This is a genomic window from Mesorhizobium sp. M0923 (assembly GCF_040319365.1).
Taxonomy (GTDB): domain Bacteria; phylum Pseudomonadota; class Alphaproteobacteria; order Rhizobiales; family Rhizobiaceae; genus Mesorhizobium.
The window spans coordinates 639,170-660,797 of the sequence record NZ_JAMYNW010000001.1 but is presented as its reverse complement, the minus strand read 5'-3'; the positions used below and the strand labels follow the sequence as shown (position 1 = coordinate 660,797).

At 61.9% G+C, this 21,628-nt stretch carries 22 protein-coding genes and 1 tRNA gene; 11 read left to right on the top strand and 12 right to left on the bottom strand.

All coding sequences use genetic code 11. The annotated features are described in order from the left end of the window. Positions 1 to 9 precede the first annotated feature (9 nt). From NKH89_RS03170 to hflX, 3 genes are all read left to right on the top strand, one after another. Entirely contained in the window at positions 10 to 873 is an 864-nt protein-coding gene (locus NKH89_RS03170; protein ID WP_023717579.1) for a D-amino-acid transaminase, read from the top strand. 145 nt (positions 874 to 1,018) lie between these two features. Further along, the gene (gene hfq / locus NKH89_RS03165) at positions 1,019 to 1,264 is read left to right on the top strand and encodes an RNA chaperone Hfq (RefSeq protein ID WP_006202172.1); all 246 of its coding nucleotides are present in this window, start codon (positions 1,019 to 1,021) and stop codon (positions 1,262 to 1,264) included. Then, positions 1,265 to 2,656: a GTPase HflX gene (gene hflX, locus NKH89_RS03160; protein WP_023717580.1), complete on the top strand. Its 1,392-nt coding sequence runs from the start codon at positions 1,265 to 1,267 to the stop codon at positions 2,654 to 2,656. A 5-nt stretch (positions 2,657 to 2,661) separates the two neighbouring features. Here the strand turns inward: hflX and mazG are convergent, their stop codons facing one another. Continuing rightward, positions 2,662 to 3,486, bottom strand: a complete 825-nt coding sequence (gene mazG, locus NKH89_RS03155) for a nucleoside triphosphate pyrophosphohydrolase (RefSeq protein WP_023717581.1) — start codon at positions 3,484 to 3,486, stop codon at positions 2,662 to 2,664. 135 nt (positions 3,487 to 3,621) lie between these two features. Beyond that, positions 3,622 to 4,806 carry an amino acid aminotransferase gene (locus NKH89_RS03150; RefSeq protein ID WP_352908390.1) on the bottom strand — a complete coding sequence of 395 codons (1,185 nt, stop codon included), beginning with the start codon at positions 4,804 to 4,806 and terminating at the stop codon, positions 3,622 to 3,624. A gap of 215 nt (positions 4,807 to 5,021) precedes the next feature. Here NKH89_RS03150 and NKH89_RS03145 point away from each other — a divergent pair, with 215 nt between their 5' ends. From NKH89_RS03145 to NKH89_RS03130, 4 genes are read left to right on the top strand one after another with little or no spacing between them, the layout of a single operon-like run. After that, entirely contained in the window at positions 5,022 to 5,555 is a 534-nt protein-coding gene (locus tag NKH89_RS03145; RefSeq protein ID WP_023717583.1) for a sigma-70 family RNA polymerase sigma factor, read from the top strand. Further along, a complete protein-coding gene (locus NKH89_RS03140; protein ID WP_023717584.1) occupies positions 5,552 to 6,325 on the top strand; it encodes an anti-sigma factor family protein in 774 nt (257 codons plus the stop codon). The genes NKH89_RS03145 and NKH89_RS03140 overlap by 4 nt, the downstream gene beginning before the upstream one ends. Positions 6,326 to 6,352: 27 nt before the next feature. Then, a complete protein-coding gene (locus NKH89_RS03135) occupies positions 6,353 to 7,060 on the top strand; it encodes a Bax inhibitor-1/YccA family protein (RefSeq protein WP_023717585.1) in 708 nt (235 codons plus the stop codon). 31 nt (positions 7,061 to 7,091) lie between these two features. Further along, entirely contained in the window at positions 7,092 to 7,646 is a 555-nt protein-coding gene (locus NKH89_RS03130) for a DUF2076 domain-containing protein (RefSeq protein ID WP_352587527.1), read from the top strand. Positions 7,647 to 7,736: 90 nt separating this feature from the next. Here the strand turns inward: NKH89_RS03130 and NKH89_RS03125 are convergent, their stop codons facing one another. From NKH89_RS03125 to NKH89_RS03085, 9 genes are all read right to left on the bottom strand, one after another. Next, positions 7,737 to 8,321 (bottom strand): hypothetical protein, encoded by a 585-nt coding sequence (locus NKH89_RS03125; RefSeq protein WP_352587524.1) that lies wholly within the window; start codon positions 8,319 to 8,321, stop codon positions 7,737 to 7,739. Positions 8,322 to 8,508: 187 nt separating this feature from the next. Beyond that, a complete protein-coding gene (locus tag NKH89_RS03120) occupies positions 8,509 to 9,327 on the bottom strand; it encodes an MBL fold metallo-hydrolase (RefSeq protein WP_352908389.1) in 819 nt (272 codons plus the stop codon). 3 nt (positions 9,328 to 9,330) lie between these two features. After that, positions 9,331 to 10,125, bottom strand: a complete 795-nt coding sequence (locus tag NKH89_RS03115) for a TatD family hydrolase (protein ID WP_352908388.1) — start codon at positions 10,123 to 10,125, stop codon at positions 9,331 to 9,333. Then, the gene (gene metG / locus NKH89_RS03110) at positions 10,125 to 11,711 is read right to left on the bottom strand and encodes a methionine--tRNA ligase (protein ID WP_352856001.1); all 1,587 of its coding nucleotides are present in this window, start codon (positions 11,709 to 11,711) and stop codon (positions 10,125 to 10,127) included. The genes NKH89_RS03115 and metG overlap by 1 nt, the downstream gene beginning before the upstream one ends. A gap of 120 nt (positions 11,712 to 11,831) precedes the next feature. Further along, positions 11,832 to 12,887, bottom strand: coding sequence for a DNA polymerase III subunit delta' (locus NKH89_RS03105; protein WP_352855989.1), 1,056 nt, complete (start codon positions 12,885 to 12,887; stop codon positions 11,832 to 11,834). Continuing rightward, entirely contained in the window at positions 12,884 to 13,558 is a 675-nt protein-coding gene (gene tmk, locus NKH89_RS03100) for a dTMP kinase (protein WP_352908387.1), read from the bottom strand. Before tmk ends, NKH89_RS03105 begins: the two co-directional genes overlap by 4 nt. Positions 13,559 to 13,622: 64 nt before the next feature. After that, positions 13,623 to 14,753: a D-alanyl-D-alanine carboxypeptidase family protein gene (locus tag NKH89_RS03095; RefSeq protein ID WP_036244342.1), complete on the bottom strand. Its 1,131-nt coding sequence runs from the start codon at positions 14,751 to 14,753 to the stop codon at positions 13,623 to 13,625. 132 nt (positions 14,754 to 14,885) lie between these two features. Beyond that, entirely contained in the window at positions 14,886 to 16,103 is a 1,218-nt protein-coding gene (locus NKH89_RS03090; protein WP_352789988.1) for a septal ring lytic transglycosylase RlpA family protein, read from the bottom strand. Between the two features lie 275 nt (positions 16,104 to 16,378). Continuing rightward, positions 16,379 to 17,125 (bottom strand): hypothetical protein, encoded by a 747-nt coding sequence (locus NKH89_RS03085; RefSeq protein ID WP_245278523.1) that lies wholly within the window; start codon positions 17,123 to 17,125, stop codon positions 16,379 to 16,381. A gap of 447 nt (positions 17,126 to 17,572) precedes the next feature. Here NKH89_RS03085 and NKH89_RS03080 point away from each other — a divergent pair. From NKH89_RS03080 to rimO, 4 genes are all read left to right on the top strand, one after another. Further along, positions 17,573 to 17,662, top strand: a tRNA-Ser gene (locus tag NKH89_RS03080). Between the two features lie 90 nt (positions 17,663 to 17,752). Then, positions 17,753 to 18,160 (top strand): DUF930 domain-containing protein, encoded by a 408-nt coding sequence (locus NKH89_RS03075; RefSeq protein ID WP_352482561.1) that lies wholly within the window; start codon positions 17,753 to 17,755, stop codon positions 18,158 to 18,160. A 193-nt stretch (positions 18,161 to 18,353) separates the two neighbouring features. Then, positions 18,354 to 19,013, top strand: coding sequence for a TerC family protein (locus NKH89_RS03070; protein ID WP_023717595.1), 660 nt, complete (start codon positions 18,354 to 18,356; stop codon positions 19,011 to 19,013). A 146-nt stretch (positions 19,014 to 19,159) separates the two neighbouring features. Continuing rightward, positions 19,160 to 20,473, top strand: a complete 1,314-nt coding sequence (gene rimO / locus NKH89_RS03065) for a 30S ribosomal protein S12 methylthiotransferase RimO (RefSeq protein WP_352641841.1) — start codon at positions 19,160 to 19,162, stop codon at positions 20,471 to 20,473. 66 nt (positions 20,474 to 20,539) lie between these two features. Here the strand turns inward: rimO and NKH89_RS03060 are convergent, their stop codons facing one another. Then, entirely contained in the window at positions 20,540 to 21,607 is a 1,068-nt protein-coding gene (locus NKH89_RS03060; protein ID WP_352482565.1) for a BMP family ABC transporter substrate-binding protein, read from the bottom strand. Positions 21,608 to 21,628: the final 21 nt, after the last annotated feature.

Sequence of the window (21,628 nt, the reverse complement as noted above, 5' to 3'; positions counted from 1 at the left end):
GGGTTATCCATGCCGCGCATTGCCTATGTGAACGGACGCTATGTCGCTCACGCCGAAGCTTCCGTGCACATCGAGGACCGTGGCTATCAATTCGCCGACGGCGTCTACGAGGTCTGCGAGGTGGCGCGGGGCTTCATCGTCGACATGCCGCGCCATCTCGCCCGATTGAACCGCTCGCTCACCGAACTCTCGATCGACTGGCCGATCACGCGCGGCGTGCTGCCGCTCGTCATGGGCGAGGTGGTGCGCCGCAACCATGTCGTCGACGGCCTGGTCTATGTCCAGGTGACACGCGGTGTCGCCAGCCGTGAGTTTTTCTTCCCGCCGGCGGGCACGAAGCCGTCGCTGGTGGTGACTGCCAAAAAAGCCGATCCTGCAGCTGCCGCGAAGCGGGCCGAGAGCGGGATCCGGGTTATCACGGTGCCGGAGAACCGGTGGGATCGGGTCGATATCAAGTCGGTCGGCCTGTTGCCGAACGTGCTGGCCAAACAGAAAGCCAAGGAAGCAGGCGCCCAGGAGGCGTGGTTCGTCGATGTTGACGGCACCGTCAAGGAAGGTGGATCGTCGAACGCCTGGATCATCACCAGGGACGGCGTGCTGGTGACGCGGCCGGCCGAGCATGGCATCCTGCGCGGTATCACCCGCACGACACTGTTCGATGTCGCCGCCAAGCTCGGCCTGAAGATCGAGGAGCGCGGCTTTTCGGTTGCCGAGGCCAAGGCCGCGCGCGAGGTTTTCATCAGCTCCGCGACCACGATCGCCATGCCGGTGGTGGCAATCGATGGCGCTCCCGTCGCCAACGGCCACCCGGGCTCGATAACAGTTTCACTACGGCGGGCCTTTTTTGACGTTGCGGAAAAAAGTCCAGCCTGATAACCGCACAGATGGAATGAACATCAATATATCTCGTTCTGCTTGTCGTTACTGACGGCAAGATGGTGTTTGCGTGCTTGACATGTGCCAGCTAATTTGGCGCATTGGCTTGCAAACCGAAGGGGATCGGCGAAAGACAAGAACAATGGCGGAACGATCGCAAAATCTTCAGGACCTGTTCCTGAATTCAGTTCGCAAGAGCAAAAACCCACTCACCATCTTTCTCATCAACGGCGTGAAGCTGACCGGCGTGGTCACTTCGTTCGACAATTTCTGCGTTCTGCTGCGTCGCGACGGCCATTCCCAGCTCGTCTACAAGCACGCCATTTCCACGATCATGCCGAGCCAGCCGGTTCAGATGTTCGATGGTGAGGAAAGCCAGGGCGCCTGATTGGCACGTGAGAAAGACGCGGACCGCAGCGTTCGCGGAAAACCAGCACATCAGACCGGGACAGAGGCCAACGGTCCGACCCGGGCGGTGGTCATCGTGCCGGTGCTTACCCGGCAGCCGCGTGGCAACGACGACACCAATCGCCCGCGCCTGACCCGTTCCGCCGAGGCCCGTCGCGACGAGGCGGTCGGCCTCGCCAGCGCCATCGACCTTGACCTGGTCCACACGGCAGTGGTGACCGTCAACGATCCACGCCCGGCGACCTTGCTCGGCAGCGGCAAGGTCGCGGAGTTCGCCGAGATCGTCAAAGAGGGGCACGCGGAAGTGGTCATTGTCGATCATCCGCTGACACCGGTACAGCAGCGCAATCTCGAAAAAGAGTTGAACGCCAAGGTGCTCGACCGCACCGGGCTGATCCTGGAGATTTTCGGCGAGCGCGCCCGCACCAAGGAAGGCACGCTGCAGGTCGACCTTGCCCATCTCAACTACCAGAAGGGCCGCCTTGTGCGGAGCTGGACCCACCTTGAGCGCCAGCGCGGCGGCGCCGGCTTTCTCGGCGGCCCTGGCGAGACGCAGATCGAGTCGGATCGGCGTGTGTTGCAGGACAAGATCACCAAGCTGAAGCATGAGCTCGAAACGGTGCGCCGCACCCGCGACCTGCACCGCGCCAAGCGCAAGAAGGTGCCGTTTCCGGTGGTGGCGATCGTCGGCTACACCAATGCCGGCAAGTCGACGCTGTTCAACCGGCTGACCGGAGCAGGGGTGCTGGCGGAAGACATGCTGTTTGCCACGCTCGACCCGACGCTGCGCCGCGTGCGCCTGCGGCACGGAACGCCGGTCATCCTTTCCGATACGGTCGGCTTCATTTCCGACCTGCCAACGCATCTGGTCGCGGCCTTCAGGGCGACACTGGAGGAAGTGGTCGAGGCAGACCTCGTCATTCATCTGCGCGATATCTCCGACCCCGATACGGCCGCACAGGCCGAAGATGTCGAGCGCATCCTTGCCGATCTCGGCGTTGATGCCCGCGATAGCAAGCGCGTCATCGAAGTGTGGAACAAGATCGACCGGCTCGACGAGGGCAACCGCGCGCGGCTGCTTGCCGATGGTGCTGACGGCAGGAAGGCGCCGCCTATCGCCATATCGGCGGTTACCGGCGAAGGCATCGATGCGCTGAAGGCGATCATCGAGACGATGATGTCGGGCGAACTGGAGACGTTCACGGTCACGCTCAAGGCCGACCAACTCGGCGTCGTCGACTGGCTTTACCGCAACGGCGACATCGTCTCGCGTGATGACAATGAGGATGGCAGCGTGACCATCGCGCTCAAGGCCACACACAGTGCTCGACAAGAGATAGAAAGCCGATTGCGACGTCAAAACAATGGGTAGGGCGTTTATTTCGCGCTTTTTGCCTGCTGCCAGAGCGCTTCCATCTCGTCCAGCGTCGCCTCTTCGAGGTTGTTTCCCGACGCTTGCAGCGCCTGCTCGACATGGTGGAAGCGCGACCGGAATTTTTCGTTGGTGCCGCTGAGTGCCGCTTCGGAATCGATTTTGAGGTGCCGGCCGAGATTGACGATCGCAAACAGCATGTCGCCGAACTCGTCCTTGATCGGTGCGCTGTCGCCTTTGGCCAGCGCTTCGCGTAATTCGCCGATCTCCTCCTCGATCTTTTCGAGGATCGGTGCCGCCTCGCTCCAGTCGAAGCCGACGCGGGCGGCCTTTTCCTGCAGTTTGAGGGCCCGGGTCAGCGCGGGCAGGGCGACCGGCACGCTGTCGAGAAAGCCCTTGCCATGGTCCTCGGGGTCGAGCCCTCGGACGAGGCGGGCGCTGCGCTTCTCCGCTTTTTCCTCCGCTTTGATCTTTTCCCACATGCCCTTCGCCATGCCGGCGCTGCGCGCCTTTTCGTCGCCGAAAACATGCGGGTGGCGGCGGATCATTTTTGTGGTGATGGCCTCGACCACATCGCCGAATGAGAATTCGCCGGCCTCCTCGGCCATTTGCGCGTGGTAGACCACTTGCAACAGGAGATCGCCGAGTTCATCGCGCAGATCGTCCAGGTCGCCCCGCGCGATGGCGTCCGCCACTTCGTAGGCTTCCTCTACCGTGTATGGCGCGATTGTCGAAAAGTCCTGCTCGATATCCCACGGGCAGCCGGTTTCCGGCGCCCGCAGCGCTGCCATGATCTCGATCAGCCGGGAAATGTCTTTCGAGGGTTTCATCTGGGAAACGCTATCCTGTACACGGCTGTGCGGCCAACAGCTTCAGCCGGTGAGGGCGCCTTGTCCACAGATCGGCGGCCAGACCATGATCGTGGAAGCCGGTTTTCGGAAAAGATCATGGTCAAGCAAAAAGTATCAGTCGAGCACGGAGACAATCGCCTTGGCGAGCGCGTCCATGCCGTCCTCGGGCAGGCCGGCAACGTTGATGCGGCTGTCGCCGACCATGTAGATGCCATGCTCGGCGCGCAGCCGCTCGACTTGCGCTTCCGACAGGCCAAGCCGGGAAAACATGCCGCGATGGCTGGCGACGAAATCGAAACGGTCGGAGTTGGACTGCCGCCGCAGCGCTTCGGCGAACTGGACGCGCAGCCGCAGCATGCGCAGGCGCATCTCTTCAAGCTCTGCTTCCCAGTCGGCCCGCAACGTAGCGTCCTCGAGCACCATGCGCACCGCAGCCGCGCCATGGTCCGGCGGCATCGAATACATGGCGCGCGCCGCCGACAGCATCTGGCCCATCGCCATATCCGCCTGCGCACCGTCTTTCGCCATGATCAGCGCTGCACCAACGCGGTCGCGATAGACGGCAAAGTTCTTCGAGCAGCTCGAGGCAACGACCATTTCCGGAACTTTCGCCGCCAGCAGGCGCAAGCCGGCGGCATCCGCATCAAGCCCCTCGCCAAAGCCTTGATAGGCGATGTCGACAAAGGGCAGCAGACCACGCTCAACGACGAGATCGGCAACGGCAGCCCATTGCGAGATGTCTAGATTGGCGCCCGTCGGGTTATGGCAACAGCCATGCAACAGCACGACGTCGCCGGGATTCGCGGTTCTCAACGCATCCAGCATGTCGTCGAAGCGAACCGCACCAGAAGCAACGTCGAAATAGGGGTACTCGCGCATCTGCAGGCCAGCGGCGCGCATCACCGGCATGTGGTTCGGCCATGTCGGATCCGATAGCCAGACCGTCGCGTCGGCGCGGGTCCTTTTCAGCAGCTCTGCCACCAGCCGCAGCGCGCCGGAGCCGCCGGGCGCCTGTGCCGCACGAATGCGCGTCATGTCGGCTTTTGGGCCGAACACCAACCTAGCCATTGCCGCGTTGAAGGCGGTATCGCCGGCAAGGCCGAGATAGGTCTTGGTGTCCTGGCCTCGCAGCAGCCGCTTTTCGGCTTCGCGCACCGCGCGCATCACCGGCGTCTTGCCGTCGCGATCCTTATAGACGCCGACCCCAAGATCGACCTTGTCGGGACGCGGGTCGGCGCGATAGAGCCCGATCAAGGCAAGGATCTTGTCGGCGGGCGCGGGCTGGAGATTTTCGAACATCGATAAGGTTCCGTTGGCGGCGGAGTGATACGCAAACCGGCCGTGCTTTGCCAGCGGTTTCATATGCGCCAACTCGGCGCCGGTTTGCCTCGAGGGCGGCCGATACTATCTGCCGGGCGAGGGCAGGCCCGAGATCTCCCAGGACGAGAGCGCGGCGAGCCGAAAAAATTCGGGGAGAGCGGGATTAAAACCCCGACCTGCTCCGTAAACAGGACATGAAACGGCCGATGCCACGCTTCGATATTCTGGGACAGCTCGGTTCGCTGCGCCGCTACGCACGCTCGCTGACGCGCGACAGCGCCGATGCAGAGGATCTGGTGCATGATGCGCTGGTGCGTGCCTATGAGCGACGCGGCAGCTTCCGCTCAGGCGGAAATCTTCGCGTATGGCTGCTGTCAATCGTCCACAATGCGTTCATCGACGGCTTGCGATCCCGCAAATCCGAAGCGGTGCGCATCGAACAGGCCGGCCATCTCACCGAGGCCAGCGTCCAGGCTCCGCAGGAACATTCCGTCCGGCTGGCACAGGTGCGCGACGCTTTTTTCACATTGCCGGAAGAGCAACGTTGCGCGCTGCATCTCGTCGCCATCGAGGGGCTTAGCTACAGCGAGGCGGCCGAGGTTAGCGGCGTGCCGCTTGGCACGCTGATGTCGCGCATCGGCAGGGCGCGTGCGGCACTCCGCGAGATGGAGGACGCGGCACCGGCACGCACGAAAAGCCATCTGAAGATCGTCGGAGGTGGATCATGAACCAACTGCGCGATCCCGTCACCGACACCGATCTCGACGCCTATGTCGACGATCAGCTGGACGTTGCTCGTCGCATCGAGGTCGAGGCGTTCCTTTCGGCTCGCCCGGAAGCGGCCGCGCGGGTGATGACTGATCTGAGGACGCGTGACGAGCTGCGCGTGGCGCTTGCCGGATCGAAAGGCATGGCGCGGCCGGCGACGGCTGATGCGGCACGGCGGCTGGAGCGGGGGTTAGCGCGCGGCCGTGTCCTTGGTGCTTTGCAGCGCGCGGCGGCTGTCGCTGTTTTCGTCGCCGCCGGCTGGCTTGCGAACGGGCTCATCGGACCGATATCGGTGACGGAAGTCGTCGCTTCGACCCATCCGCCCGCCTATGTGGAGGACGCAGTCCGGGCGCATCGGACGACGCTCGTGCGCGAGGCGATGTCGTCACAACTCGAGGCGCCCGGCTACAATGCCGACGAAATCCGCGCCGCCACGGCGATCGTCATGCCATCGCTGCCAACGGACTGGACGGTCCGTGACGTGCAGATCTACCCATCGCAGTTCGGCCCGAGCGTCGAGATGGCTGTCGAGACAAAAGAGATGGGGCTGCTCTCGCTGTTCGCCATCCGGCCCGGAACATTCGACGTCGTCAAGCCGACTGTCGTTCCGTCGGGCGAGGTTTCCTCGGCCTATTTCCAGATCGGCGAGGTCGCCTACGCAGTCGTCGCACGTAGCGATGTCCGCGGCCTCGATCGCACGGCCGAAGCGCTCGCCAAAACACTCTACTGATCGACTACCTCTAAGAAGGAGAACCAAATGAACAATCTGGGATACATTGGGACCAGAGCCCGAGCCGGAGCCGTCTACGACGAAGGCCTGCGCCGGCACATGCTGCGCGTCTATAACTACATGGGCCTTGGCCTCGTCGTTACGGGCGTGATCGCCCTCGTGGTGGCCTCCACGCCCGCCCTTTACGTGCCGATCTTCTCCACCCCGCTGAAATGGGTGGTGATGCTGGCGCCGCTGGCCTTTGTGCTGCTGTTCTCGTTCCGTATGCAGACGATGTCGGCGGCCGGGGCCCAGGCAATGTTCTGGGCGTTCTGCGCGGTCATGGGTCTGTCGCTGGCTTCCGTGTTCCTGGTCTTTACCGGCACCAGCATCGCCCGCACCTTCTTCATCGCCGCCACCATGTTCGGCGCCACCAGCCTTTATGGCTATACAACCAGTCGCGACCTGACGCAGTTCTCGTCCTTCCTGATCATGGGCCTGATCGGCGTGGTGATCGCCAGCATCGTCAATATCTTCCTGGGTTCGACAGCGCTGCAGTTTGCGATCTCGGTGATCGGAATCGCCGTCTTCGTCGGGCTCACGGCCTGGGACACGCAGACGATCAAGGAGCAGTACGCCGAAAACTTCGGCGCCGAAACACAGCAAAAGCTCGCCGTTTTTGGTGCATTCTCGCTCTATCTGAACTTCGTCAACATCTTCCAGCTGTTGCTGAACTTCACCGGCGAGCGCGAATAGCCGCGTCGGACCGAGACCGGAATAGTACATCATGGACAGAAACGACCAGCAGGCGATCGGACAGCTCTTCGAGAAGCTCGCAAATGTCGAGCGCCAGGCGCCGCCGCGCGATGCCGAAGCGGAACGCTTGATCCAGGACCAGATCACCCAGCAGCCTGGGGCGCCATACTACATGGCACAGACGATCGTGGTGCAGGAGCGGGCCCTGAACGCAGCGCAGGCGCGCATCGAAGAGCTGGAGGAGCAGGCGCGGCAGCCTGCCGGCGGTGGACCGCTCAGTGGCTTCTTCGGCCGCAGCGGCGGCAGGCGCTCAGGCTCGGTTCCGCGGATAGCGCGCACCGCCTCTGCTGCCGCGGAGGAGCCACAAGACCAGTCACAGCGGGCCGGCGGCGGGTTCCTTGCCGGCGCCGCGCAGACCGCGATGGGGGTGGCAGGCGGCGTGCTGCTCGGCAATGCGATCGCCGGCATGTTTGGCGGCAGCGAAGCGCAGGCAGCCGAACGGCCGGCACCGCAGCCGGACGAAGCCGACCAGGCAGACGATGCCAGCTCCGATAATGGCGGTGACTTCGGGGATATGGAATTCTGACGAGCGACCCAGCCTGTGCCGGCGCTCGTGACGATTGCCGGTCACCGGGTAGGCGGAGGCAGCATCCGGCAAGCGAGCCCTCGCCGGCGGCTAATCGCCCAAGCGCTTCAATTCAGCCTTGACCGCCCTGATCGTCTTGAAACGGAAACGCTTCGTCGTGCCGTCGCGCCATCCGCAGTCGCAGGTGGCGTCGAACTTTTGGCTCACTTTCAATTGCGTCAGCGCCTTCTGGCCCGGTTTGGGGGCGTCGAAGATGCGAACTTCGTAGAGCGTCCCCGAAACGTCGTAGTGCGAAACAGGCCAGGCAAGTATGACAGTCAGTTCCTTTGCCGGATCGTGATCGGCGTTGACGAGGCCGAGCGCTGTAATCTCTGGCGTGCCGCCTTCGTGTTCGCCAAGCGTGACCTGGATTGTACGGTACCCGTCGGGTTGCTGCTGTAGTGCGACGAGTGGGCGTTCCGGATATTCCTCAGTGGTCTGGTAATCGACGAACAGTGTCTGGAGGCCGTTCCAGGTCACGGCTGTGGTGTGCGGATCAGCGTTGTCCGCGAACCCAACCACACGTTTCGCGAAAGCCAGGTCATTCTCGCCTGGCGCACGATCAAAGTCCTGCGCTCGCGCGTCAGTGAATGCGCAGGCGAGGGTGAGGGCAAGACTTGCAAGCAGTGTGTTCATGATTCGCAACCTAGCACGCCGTTGCCCCACAAATGCTGTCTCGCTGCCAACGGACGCTACAGGCTTCAGTCGCATAAGATAGATTATGGAACTGACATGGCCGATAGGACGTGGCGAAGATAGCATAAGCGAGCCGCTGGGCGGTTTGGAGCGAACTCTGTAACCCAGCTATGAAAACCTTGGTCCTTTACGCTGATTTGTAAGGGATTTCGATCGTCATGCCGTCATAGGCAGGCTCGACGTTGGCCGGCGTCTCGGCCATTACCGTGGCGTAGTCGAGCGGCACATGCATATGCGTCAGCACCGCGTTCTTCGGCGCCAGTCTTTCGATCCAGCCGAGCGCCTGGCCAAGCGACAGATGGCTCGGATGGAAGGTGTATTGCAGCGCGTCGATGACCAGCATGTCCAGCCCGCGCATACGCTCGGCTGTCGCTCCCGGAAAGTCGCTGATGTCAGGGCAATAAGCGAGATTGCCGATACGAAAACCCAGCGAGATGATGTCGCCGTGGATTTGCGGCAGCGGTTCGATGGTGAGGGCGCCGCCCTCGCCTTCGATCACCACCGGCCTGTTGTGGTCGATGATATGGGCGTTGACGATCGGCGGATACGAACTGCCTTTCGGTGTTTCGAAACAGTAGCGGAACGCTTGCCTCAGCCGCAGCATGGTAACCTGATCGGCATGGATGTCGATCCGGTGGCGCTGCTCGAGCACGAAGCCGCGCAAATCGTCGATGCCGTGGATGTGGTCGGCATGCGGATGCGTATAGACGACCGCATCGATGCGCCTGACCGATGCCAGCAGCATCTGCTCGCGAAAATCCGGGCCGGTGTCGATGACGACCGTGGTCCTGGCGCCATTCGCCGCGATCCGCTCGACGAGCGCTGCGGTGCGCATGCGCCGGTTCTTTGGGTTGGTCGGATCACAATTGCCCCAGTCGCCGGTGATGCGTGGCGTGCCCGGCGATGAGCCGCAGCCGAGGACGGTAAGACGCAACCGATCGCTCATGCGTCAGGCGCCCGGCGCGCTCGGGCGCGGCATTTTCCTGAACAACCGGAAGAAATTGTCGGTGGTGATGGCAGCGATCTCGGCCTCGCTGACGCCGATCGTGTCGGCCAGCACCTTGGCTGTATGCGCGACATAGGCAGGCTCGTTGCGCTTGCCGCGAAACGGGATCGGCGCAAGGTATGGCGCGTCGGTTTCGACCAGCAGACGGTCGCGCGGCACATCGCCGGCGACGGCGCGCAGCTCGGCGGAGTTCTTGAAAGTCAGGATGCCGGAAAACGAAACGTAGCCGCCGAGCGCCACGCCGATCTCGGCCAGCCGGCGCCCCGATGAAAAACAGTGCAAGATGAAGGGGAAGGCGCCCTTCCCTGTTTCTTCTTCGAGGATATCAGCCATGTTGTCGTCGGCGTCGCGTGAATGGATGACCAGCGGCAGACCGGTCTCACGAGCCGCGGCGATGTGGGTGCGAAAGCCCTGCGCCTGTGCATCGCGCGGCGCATGATCGTAGAAATAATCGAGCCCGGCCTCGCCGATCGCCACCACCTTGTGATGATCGGACAGCCGCACCAGATCCTCGACAGTCACATCAAGCTCTTCGGCCGCATTGTGCGGATGGGTACCGACCGAGCAATAGACCTCATCGAAAGTCTCCGCAATCTCAAGCACTTGTTGAAACCGCTTCACCCGCGTCGAGATCGTCACCATGCGGCCGACACCGGCCGCAAGGGCGCGGGCGACGATGGCCGCCCGCTCCTCGGCGAAATCCGGAAAGTCGAGATGGCAGTGACTGTCGACCAGCATCAGGCGCTTGTATCCGTTTGCTCGACATAGCGTGGAAATACCGGTTCCGGCGCCGGCAGTGCCGTGCCGGATACAAGCGCGTGAGCCTCGGCGACATTCGCGAAATCGCGGCTGTCCGCCGGCACCGCCAAAAGGTCGAGCAGCTTTGCCGCCGACTTCGGAATGAAGGGCTGGCACAGCAGCCCGACACGCCGGATCACTTCAGCCGTCGTCCACAGCACCGTTTCCATGCGTGCCGGATCGGTCTTCTTCAGCGCCCATGGCTCCTGGCCGGCGAAATAGCGGTTGGCTTCCGCCACCACGCCAAAGATCGCCGCCAGCGCCAGATGGATGCCCTGGTCGGCCATCGTCCTGCGCGCCGTGACAAGGGCGGCATTGGCCTGATCGAGGATCGCCTTGTCGGCATTGCTCAATTGGCCGCGCTTAGGCACCACGCCGCCGCAGTTCTTGGCGATCATCGACAGCGAGCGCTGCGCCAGATTGCCGAGATCGTTGGCAAGATCGGCATTGGTGCGGTTGACGATGGCATCGTGACTGTAGCTGCCGTCCTGGCCAAACGGCACTTCGCGCATGAAGAAATAGCGCACCTGGTCAAGGCCGTAGTGCTCGATCATCGCGAACGGATCGACGACATTGCCGACCGACTTCGACATTTTCTCGCCACGGTTGAACAGAAAACCATGCGCGAACACGCGCTTCGGCAATTCGATGCCAGCCGACATCAGGAATGCCGGCCAGTAGACCGCGTGGAAGCGGATGATGTCCTTGCCGATGACGTGGGCGTTTGCCGGCCAGAAAGACCATCTCTCATTGGCCGGATCCGGATAGCCGGCGGCGGTGATGTAGTTGGTTAGTGCATCGACCCAGACATACATCACATGCTTCTCATCGCCGGGCACCGGCACGCCCCATTTGAATGTGGTGCGCGAGATCGACAGATCCTTCAGGCCGGATTTGACAAAGCTGATGATTTCGTTGCGCCGCTCCGCCGGTCCAACGAATTCGGGGCTGTTCTCGTAGAGCGCGAGCAGTCTGTCCTGATAGGCGGAAAGGCGGAAGAAATAGCTCTCTTCCTCGGTCCATTCGACGGGCGAGCCGAGTGGTTCGCGGCGCACGCCGTCGTCACCGACCTTGGTTTCGGCCTCGTCGAAATAGGCTTCCTGCCGCACCGAATACCAGCCGCTGTAGCGGTCGAGGTAGATGTCGCCATTCTCAGCCATGCGCGTCCAGATCGCCTGGCAGGCCTTGTAATGACGCTCCTCGGTGGTGCGGATGAAAACGTCGTTCGAGCAACCGGTCGCTTCGAGCATCGAGCGGAAGATCGCCGAGTTGCGATCGGCAAGCGCTTTCGGCGCTAAGCCTTCGGCGTCCGCCGTCTGCTGCATCTTCAAACCGTGCTCGTCGGTTCCCGAGACGAAGAAGACGTCCTTGCCGTCGAGCCGCTGGAAGCGGGCCAGCGTGTCGCTGGCGATGACATTGTAGGCATGGCCGATATGCGGCTTGCCGTTCGGATAGAAAATCGGCGTCGTGACGTAGTATTTTTCGCGTGCCATGGATGAGCCGTCATGAATGTCTGAATGAAAGATGTCGCGGTGAGATATCGCATCGAAACGGCAATTGCCATCCGACGCCAATGTGGTGGCTTCGAAGTTCCTGCGATTGATTGGGATCAAAACTCAGGGGCTTCAAAGCCACGCCAGCGGCCGTCACATTCGCATTGCAGAATTCAGGCGGTCGATCATGGTCAGGGCGTGCTGCTTCTTGTCGAGGTTGTAGGTCTCGGTTTCAGATATAGCGTTCAAAGCCTCGTGCCAAGTATCCGACAGCGTTTTGGCCCGCGCCAGATCGCCGGCCAGCGCGGCTTGGCTGGCGCCCTCCGACAGCAGGTCGAGCGCACGGCGATTGAAGATGTCGAACTGGATCGCCTGGTCGCGGCCGGCGACCGCATCGGCAAGACGGTAGGCGCCGGCGACATCTGTCTTTTTGGCCATCACCAGGGCGTCAAGGGTGGCGGCGATTTCCAGCCCGCCATATTGCGTCAGCAGGATCGCATTGCGGGCGCTGCCCCCTGCCCGTTCCGCCAGCGCCGCGCGCGCCGCAGGATCCTCCGGTGGCGGTGGCTCGATGCCCTCCAGAACCGTCATCAAGCTCTCGGCATCGAGCGGCGCCAACCGCACCATCTGGCAGCGCGACCGGATCGTCGGCAGCAGGCTGCCCGGCGCATGGACGATGAGGATGAACAAGGTGCGCGCCGGTGGTTCTTCAAGATTCTTCAGCAAGGCATTGGCAGCATTGGTGTTCATGTCGTCGGCGGGATCGACGATAACCACCCGGTAGCTGCCGTCATGCGAGGTCAGCGACAGAAAGCGGCTGACCTTGCGGATCTCGTCGACGGTGACCACGGTCTTGAAGCTCTTGGTCTTGTCGTTTGCGGGGCGCGCAAGATGCAGCACCGAAGGATGCGCGCCGGTGGCGATCTGACGAAACAGCGACGATGCCGGATCGGGAACGGCAAGGCTTTCCGGCGCCTGCCCGAAGGCTGGGTGCTTCAACAGGTGATGCGCCAGGTGAAAGGCCAGCGTCGCCTTGCCGATGCCGACCGGCCCGGCAAAGATCAGCGCGTGCGGCAGCTTTCCCGAGCGATAGGCGGCGGCAAGCATATCGGCGGCCTGAAGATGTCCGACGAGACGCGGCGTCTCGGATGGCTCCGGCACCCCGTCCAGCGTATCGTGCTGTTCGGGTGCGATGCGTTCGAAAATCATGCCGGCGCCGCCTGTCTGCTTTGCGCCGGCATCATCTTCTCGAGAGCCGCGAAGACGGTGGCGGTAACGACATCCTCCACCGTGTCCGGGTCTGCTGATGCATCGACGACGACGCAGCGTTCGGGTTCAGCCGCGGCGATGGTCAGAAACGCCCCGCGGCGGCGCTGGTGGATGGCCAATGTTTCCTTCTCGAAGCGGTCCGGGCCGTCACTGCTGCCCCGTCGGGCGGTAGCGCGCCTCAGTCCCTCGGCGGGGTCGATGTCGAAGATCAGCGTCATGTCCGGCACCATGCCGTTGATGGCGACCTTCTCCAACGCGTCCATGAATGCCGGGTCGAGGCCTCCGGTGACGCCCTGGTAGACGCGAGAGGAATCCATGAAGCGGTCGCAAAGCACGACCGAGCCGCGCTCGACTGCCGGCCGGATGACCTGTTCGACATGGTCGGAACGCGCGGCGGCGAAAAGCAGCGCTTCCATCTTGGGGCCGAACGGCTCGGCTGCGCCTGAAAGCAGGACATGCCTGACCGCCTCCGCGCCCGGCGAGCCACCCGGCTCACGCGTCACCAGTACATCGTATTTCTTGGCGCGCATCTTCTTTGCCAGCCGCCCGATCTGCGTCGACTTGCCTGCTCCTTCGCCGCCTTCAAAAGTGATGAAAAATCCGCGCGCCAAAGCCTTTGTCCATACTTCGGGGACCGTATAGTCCCGGCGGGAAAAAAGGTCCACCGCGACGGTGCTAACGCAGCCAGCCGACGGCCAGTTCCTTGGCGGCATCGAGCGCGCGTTGCGGCAACGAACCGACACCGATCGACTCGGCGGCAAAAAGCGGCGTCTCCTGGCTCAGCGTATCGCCGATCCAGACGCGCAGCGTACCCACCGGCTGCCCCTCCTCCACCGGCGCTGCCACGGGTCCGTCATAGACAATCCTGGCGGTGAGCTTGTCGCGGTTGGCGATCGGTAGGAAGATCTCCACGGGTCCATTGGCCTTTAACGCGACGCCGGATTTGGAGCCGCCAAAGACCTGGGCTTCGCCAACCACTTCGTCCTTGGCGAATATCTCCGTCTTCTCGAACGAGCGAACGCCCCAGTCGAGCAGCTTTCGCGCTTCCTCGGCGCGCTCGCGGTCGTTTGCCAGTCCGCTCATTGCCGCAATCATCCTTGTTCCATTGTGGCTGACCGAGCCGACTATGCCGAATCCGGATTGCTCGCTGGCGCCGACTGCAAGGCCGTCGGCGCCTATATCCATGGCCAGCAACGGGTTGCGGTTCCTCTGGGAAATCTTGTTCCAGCTAAAATCCTTCTGGCCATAATAGCGGTAGAGATCCGGGTAGTTGCGCCAGATATGCAGGGCCAGAAGCGCAAGCTCGCGAACGCTCGTTTGCTGCCCGTCGGCCGGCAGACCGGTGGAATTGACGAAGGTCGATTTCTGCAAGCCGATCTGGCGGGCGCGCTCGGTCATCTGCGCCGCGAAATTCGCTTCGGACCCGGCCATTCCTTCAGCGATGACGATACAGCCGTCATTGGCCGCCTGCACGGTCACGCCCTGGATCAGGTCCTCCAGCCGGATCGTCGACTTGAGTTTCGCGAACATGGTCGATGTCCCCGAAGGAGCGCCGCCCTTGCGCCAGGCGTTCTCGCTGACCACGAAAGTGTCGTCGAGCGTCATGCGCCCTGATTTGATGGCGTCGAAGACCACTTCCATCGTCATCAGCTTGGCCAGCGAGGCCGGCGGGATCAACCTGTCCGCATCCTTGGAAAACAGCACGGTGCCGGTTTCGGCGTCGATCATGAAGGCCTGCGCGGCCTTGGTCTCGAAAAGCTGTGCTGAGACCGGCACAAGCGAGAGCAGCAGCAGGCCGAGCGTCATGAGCCCGGTGGAAGGACGGAAAAATTTCATCGGGTTCGACCAGTCAGCCGGCGCTCTTTTGCAAGTTGGCCGAAGCTAGCAGGCTTTTCCGCGGCGGATCAATCGCGCACGAGAAAGCCAGGCGACCCGCCATCAGTTGCGTACGGCAAGCGCATCCGGCGCACCATGCGACCACGCGGCCAGCAGCATCTCGTCCAGGCTGCCATGGCCGTCGGCATAGAGGTTGACCGAGTACCAGCCTTTGCCGTCGAGTTCGGAGCGCTGGATCTCGGTCTTGCCGAAGCTGGAAAGTTTGGCCGCCACCCGCTCGGCTTCGGCGGCATCCTCGAACGAACCCGCCGCGACATAGTCCGTGGGCGACCCGGCTGGAGGAGCTTGCCGTTTCCAGGATTGAAGAATCTCGGCGGGCGACATGCCGACGCCATCCAGCGCGGCGAAGGCGTTGGAGGCGCGCTGCACGCGCTCATTGGCATAGGACAGCGACGCCACAGTGAATGGCGATTGCGCCGGCAGGTTGATTTCCGGACGCTCCGGCACGATCGGTCCAAATTCGGGCAGCGTCACATCGCCGGAGGCCAGTGCCTGCGTCGCAACGACAGCTTCCGATGCCTGCCCGGAATTCGTCAGCTGACCGGGGAACGGCACCACCGCGGCGCTTACCGGCAGGCTCGGCGACGGCCCATTCATGGCGACCATGACACCGCTGGGCAGACCGTCCGATGGATCCGGTGCCCTGTTGCCGGGATGGTACGAGGCCATCAGATATTGACCGTCATTGCCTTCGAGCGGCGCACGGCCGACATATTCGACCTTCACCTCGGCCGTACCGATATTGGCATAATCGAGCATTTCAGCAGCGCGCTTAGACACATCGATGATGCGTCCATCATGATAGGGTCCGCGATCGTTGACGCGCACGATCACCGAGCTGCCGGTCTTCATGTTGGTGACACGCGCATAGCTCGGCAGCGGCATGGTCGGATGCGCCGCCGTCAGATCTGCCATGTCGTAGACTTCGCCGTTGGCGGTCAACCGGCCGTGGAAGGCCTCACCATACCAGGATGCGAGGCCAACCTTAGCGTAACGCTTGTCTTCCTTTGGATAGTACCACTTGCCGCGCACCTGATAGGGTCTGCCGAGCTGATCGCGTCCGCGAGACGTCTTGAACGTCACGCGCGGGCTGGCTTTCACACCGTATTCGGCTTCGGAAAAATATTCCTTGGAGCGTGGTTTCTTGTTGACCATCGCCTTTTGCTGCGGCCCGGCACATGCCGCAAGAAAGGCTGCCGACAAGGCAAACAGCGCGAAAGCGGAAGCGCGACGAAGACGCGGGCGCGCCGTAGTCTGCATTTTCGATTGTCCCCTACAGTCTCGACGAAGGCACCGCAGCTTTAACGTTGGCGGTGCCAAAGCACCCACTCCAGAAACGCCGGCGACTCCCAACCCCAATCCTTTTGTGCGCAGGAATTGTTTATCACCGTATTAACCGATTGTGGTCGGAACCGGGCGAGATTGTGGCACGACCGTCTCGCCGATCGGCATGAAAATCATCGCGTATCGATCACCAGCGCCATTCGTGCCCGCACGCTTTGCTGCCCGGCGTTGGCATGTCTCCGAGCGCAGATTCAGGGACCGAATATCACAAGCTCGGTGAACGTCAGATCTCCAAGTGCGGGTGGTCTGGGGCCCTTGAAGTATTTCAGCCCCTTGTTGGCGCGGTACCACCCCAACAAACCTGGAATCGGCTCCTTGGCGTCGACAAAGCAAACCAGGATTCCCCTTCGCAAGAGAAAGCGCCCCACGGCACCGGCGCACCGGCTTAAATCCGCGAGCGAGCGGCAATAGATGATCTGATGGCATCGGATAAGACCGTGCAACATTCGGCGCGGCATCAACACCAAGGGAAACGCTGCTCCGTCGCAAATGCAGATCAACGACAGGCAGCCCAGCGTGGAGTGTTCAGAGAGTATGTATCTCTCACTCTCGGACAGCATCGCCAATTCCGGAAGATCGGGACGCGCTTCGAGCACGCGACATGACCGCTGCGCCGAACTTAAAGCCGGCACGAAGGTAAATTGTCCGCTGGAGAAGAGCCGAAAGCCGAGCGCCCGGTTGGCTTTCAATGTCGCTTGTGCCGGCGAAATGTTCGTGTAGGTCACATCCCTTCGCTTGAGAACCGCCGCAACCAACATGGCGCCGTAGGGACGGAATTCTGCGTCGACTGACCAGCTTGAAAGATTGCAGCGGATTTCGTCGCCCTCCGACCCCTGGTAGCGAGCATAAAGGGTGAGCACAACGCCGACGATCCGACCGGCATGCTCCAAAACAAAGCCATATTGTGGGAACTCGGCAACTGCGGGCCGCTGCGACAAACGGGTCAGAGCCTGTATCCAGTAACTCCGGTTACGCGCCGGAAAGCCCCTGCACAGACAGTCGACCACTCCCTCCCAGTCGGTTTCTCGAATTGGTCTACAGCGAAGACCGGGCGGGAGAGCGCCAAGTACGGCCAAAATCAACTCCGGAATACGATTTACTTACATGTGTTTAATGCGCCCAACATATCGGCGCACAACGATTAATAGTCTGTGCGGGTTTTAAAAACGATTTTCCACACTCAGCACAAAACACAGGTCGCCATGCCGGGCTGCTCACCGTCCTGAATCGCGCCCAAAGGTGCGGTCGCCATGGTTGACTTGGTGTTGAATGCGGCTTTACAGGAATGAAGCGCGAACCGGTTGGGGAACGTCCTGGTGCCAATCCGGTACCGACTGCTCGAACCCGCCCTCTCGCGATATCCTAAGTGATTGAAAAATCACCTTGGAGGGATGGCCGAGCGGTTTAAGGCACCGGTCTTGAAAACCGGCGTGGGTGCAAGCCCACCGTGGGTTCGAATCCCACTCCCTCCGCCATTTGAAGCCTTGTCCCGAAAGCAATCTCCTGGGCTTGCGTCGAGATGACCGGGAAGTGACCCCCGATCGGGTTGATTTCTCCGTCCGAATATGATGCTTCTCCCGCCTATGAATAAACTATTTTCTGCGGTTTTCGCATGGACGATAGTGGCTTGGCCGGCCACCGCGATGGACAGCGCATTGCGCGCCGGCCTGCTTAAACTCGACCCGCAAACCCGGCTGGAGCAGCGATGCGACGCCGAAATTCTCGACCGGATTACCCGCGACGACCACAAATACAGAGCCGATCGCGTCGTCGCTTACGCCTTTGCGACGCCCGAAATGGGCGCCGATGCGATCAGGAGCCCGGGCGCTGCGTTTCGCAGCAAGGGACAATGGTACCGGCTGAAATTTAAATGCGAGACAGCGCCGGACCATATGGAGGTCCTGCAGCTCCGCTACCGGATTGGCGACGAAATTCCCGAAAGCGACTGGCCCAAATACAATCTCTACAACTAGGCATTCGCGACCTCTGGCCGCATTTTCGCCGGTGTTTCGGGCCGATCGTCGCAAACTCTGTATGTTGCCGCCGTGACGAGCGGTTTGCCGACCTTGTTCCAACCAGTCCCTTGACGTGCGGGAACCATACACGTTAGGGCCTCCAGGCATTCGACGCGAACGGCCGGCCAACCAGCAAGGGAACTCCCAGTCGATGGAAATTTTCACCGCCGCGGGCTTCTCTGCCCTGCTCCAGGTCATCGCCATCGATCTCGTGCTTGCAGGCGATAACGCCATTGTCATCGGCCTTGCCGCTGCCGGCCTGCCGGTCGAGCAGCGCAAGAGAGCGATCCTTATCGGCGTGGTGGCGGCGACGGTGCTGCGCATCGGTTTTGCAGCTATCACTGTCACTCTGCTCCAGATTGTCGGCCTGCTGCTGGCCGGCGGCATCCTGCTGCTGTGGGTGTGCTGGAAGATGTATCGCGAACTGCGCACCTCCCATGCCGACGAAGTGGAGGCGACCGAGGCGTTGTCCAATTCCGATATCAACAGCGATAATATGGTGGCCGGGAAGGCGCGTAAGAAGACCCTGGGTCAGGCTGCATTGCAGATCGTCATCGCCGACGTCTCTATGTCGCTCGACAACGTGCTGGCAGTCGCCGGCGCAGCGCGCGATCACTTCCAGGTGCTGGTGATCGGCCTGGTCCTGTCGATCGCGCTGATGGGCCTTGCCGCGAGCTTCATCGCCAAGCTGCTGCACCGCCATCGCTGGATCGCCTATATCGGCCTTTTGATCATCTTCTATGTCGCACTCGATATGATCTATCGAGGCGCGGTGGAAGTCTTGCCGCATGTCAGCAGTGCGGTGAGCTGACGCATCGACTCGAATTCGCATCGGCCGGCACTTCGACTTCGGCCAGCCTTCGGGGGCGCTTGCGTTTCGCTGCAGCCGCTGCCCATACCAATGCGGCAACAACTGTGGTACTGCGCCGCCAATCCTGAAAATCCGGAAAAGCTTTGATGTCCGCCCCTCGTGTCAGCTTCGTCAGTCTTGGATGCCCGAAAGCCCTTGTGGATTCGGAACGCATCATCACGCGCCTGCGCGCCGAAGGCTACGAGATCGCCCGCAAGCACGACGGCGCCGACCTGGTCGTCGTCAACACCTGTGGCTTCCTCGATTCGGCCCGCGACGAATCGCTCAACGCCATCGGCTCGGCACTTTCGGAGAATGGCAAGGTCATCGTCACCGGCTGCCTCGGCGCCGAACCGGACGTCATCCGTGAAAGACATCCCAACGTCCTCGCCATCACCGGCCCGCAAGCTTATGAAAGCGTGATGGCGGCAGTGCATGAGGCCGCTCCCCCGAGCCACGATCCCTATATCGACCTTTTGCCGCCGCAGGGCGTCAAGCTCACGCCGCGCCACTATGCCTATCTCAAGATTTCGGAAGGCTGCAACAACCGCTGCACCTTCTGCATCATCCCGGCGCTGCGCGGCGATCTCGTATCGCGGCCGGCCGCCGACGTGTTGCGCGAGGCCGAGAAGCTGGCCAAGGCCGGGGTCAAGGAGATCCTCGTCATCTCGCAGGACACCAGCGCCTACGGCATCGACATCAAATACCAGACCAGCATGTTCGGCGATCGCGAAGTGCGGGCGAAATTCCTCGATCTGTCGGAAGAGCTGGGTAAGCTCGGTGTCTGGGTGCGCATGCACTATGTCTATCCCTATCCGCATGTCGCCGACGTCATCCCACTGATGGCCGAAGGCACTATCCTTCCTTATCTCGATATCCCGTTCCAGCACGCCTCGCCGCAGGTGCTGAAGAACATGCGCCGGCCCGCCCATGGCGAGAAGACGCTCGAGCGCATTCGCGGCTGGCGCGAGATCTGTCCGGATCTCGCCATTCGCTCCACCTTCATCGTCGGTTTCCCCGGCGAGACGGACGACGATTTCGAGATGCTGCTCGACTGGCTGGACGAGGCCAGGATCGATCGTGCCGGCTGCTTCAAATACGAGCCGGTCAGAGGCGCCCGTTCCAACGAGCTCGGCCTCAAGCAAGTGCCGCAGGAGGTCAAGGAAGCCCGCTGGCACCGCTTTATGCAGCGCCAGCAGAAGATTTCGGCAACGCAGCTCGCCAAGAAAATCGGCAAGCGCCTGCCGGTACTGATCGACGAAGCACATGGCAATTCGGCCAAGGGCCGGACCAAATACGATGCGCCCGAAATCGACGGTGCGGTGCATATCCAATCGCGGCGGCCGTTGCGCGCCGGCGACATCGTCACGGTCAAGATCGATCGTGCCGACGCTTACGACCTCTACGGCTCGGCGGTCTGATATCACTCAATCCAAAACAAAAAGGGCGCCGCGTGGCGCCCTTTCGTTCGATGTGTTTCCGGTTGCTTACTGTGGCAGCTTGTCGTCGACGCCCTTCACGTAGAAATTCATCCCAAGCAGCGTGCCGTCGTCAGCGACCTCGCCGTCCTTCAGCCATGGTGTGCCGTCCTGCTTGGCGATCGGCCCGGTGAAGGGATTCCAGCCGTCGGCTATCTTCTTGGTGGTGGCCTCGGCCATCGCCTTGACGTCGTCGGGCATATTGGTGAACGGCGCCAGCTTGACGGCGCCGTCCTTGATGCCGAGCCAGACATTGTCGGGCTTCCAGGTGCCGTCGAGCGCCGCCTGGACCCGGCTGATGTAGTACGGCCCCCACTCGTCGGTCAGCGAGGTCAGCTGCGCGTGCGGCGCGAACTTGATCATGTCGGAGGACTGGCCGAAGCCGTGCAGCTTGCGCTCCTCCGCCACCTGCAAAGCAGCGGTCGAGTCGGTGTGCTGGACGATGATGTCGGCGCCTTGATCGAACAATGCCTTGGCTGCGTCGGCTTCCTTGCCCGGATCGAACCAGGAGTTCACCCAGACGATCTTCGCCTTGAAGTTCGGGTTGATCGACTGCGCGCCGAGCATGAAGGAATTTATGCCCATCACCACTTCCGGGATCGGGAAGGAAACGATGTAGCCGGCGACGCCCGACTTCGATTGTTTGGCGGCGATCTGGCCAAGCACGTAGCGGCCCTCATAGAAACGCGCATTGTAGATGCCGAGATTTTCGGCCGTCTTGTAGCCGGTGGCGTGCTCGAACATCACCTTGGGGAATTTCTTGGCGATCTTCACTTCCGGGTCCATGAAGCCGAAGGATGTGCCGAAAATGATCTTGCAGCCCTCGCGTGCCAGGCGTTCGAAGGCGCGGTCGGCATCGGGGCCTTCGGAGACGTTCTCGAGATAGGCGGTCTCGACCTTGTCGCCGAGTGCCTTTTCCACCTCGAGGCGGCCTTGGTCGTGCTGGTAGGAGTAGCCGAAATCGCCGATCGGGCCGGTATAGACCCAGCAGGCCTTCAGCTTGTCCGCCGCCTCGGCTGAGGCCGCCAGCGACAATGCGGCCGTCGTCGCCATCAGGGCAATAAGCAGTTTTTTCATTGTGTTACCTCTCTGAGTTAA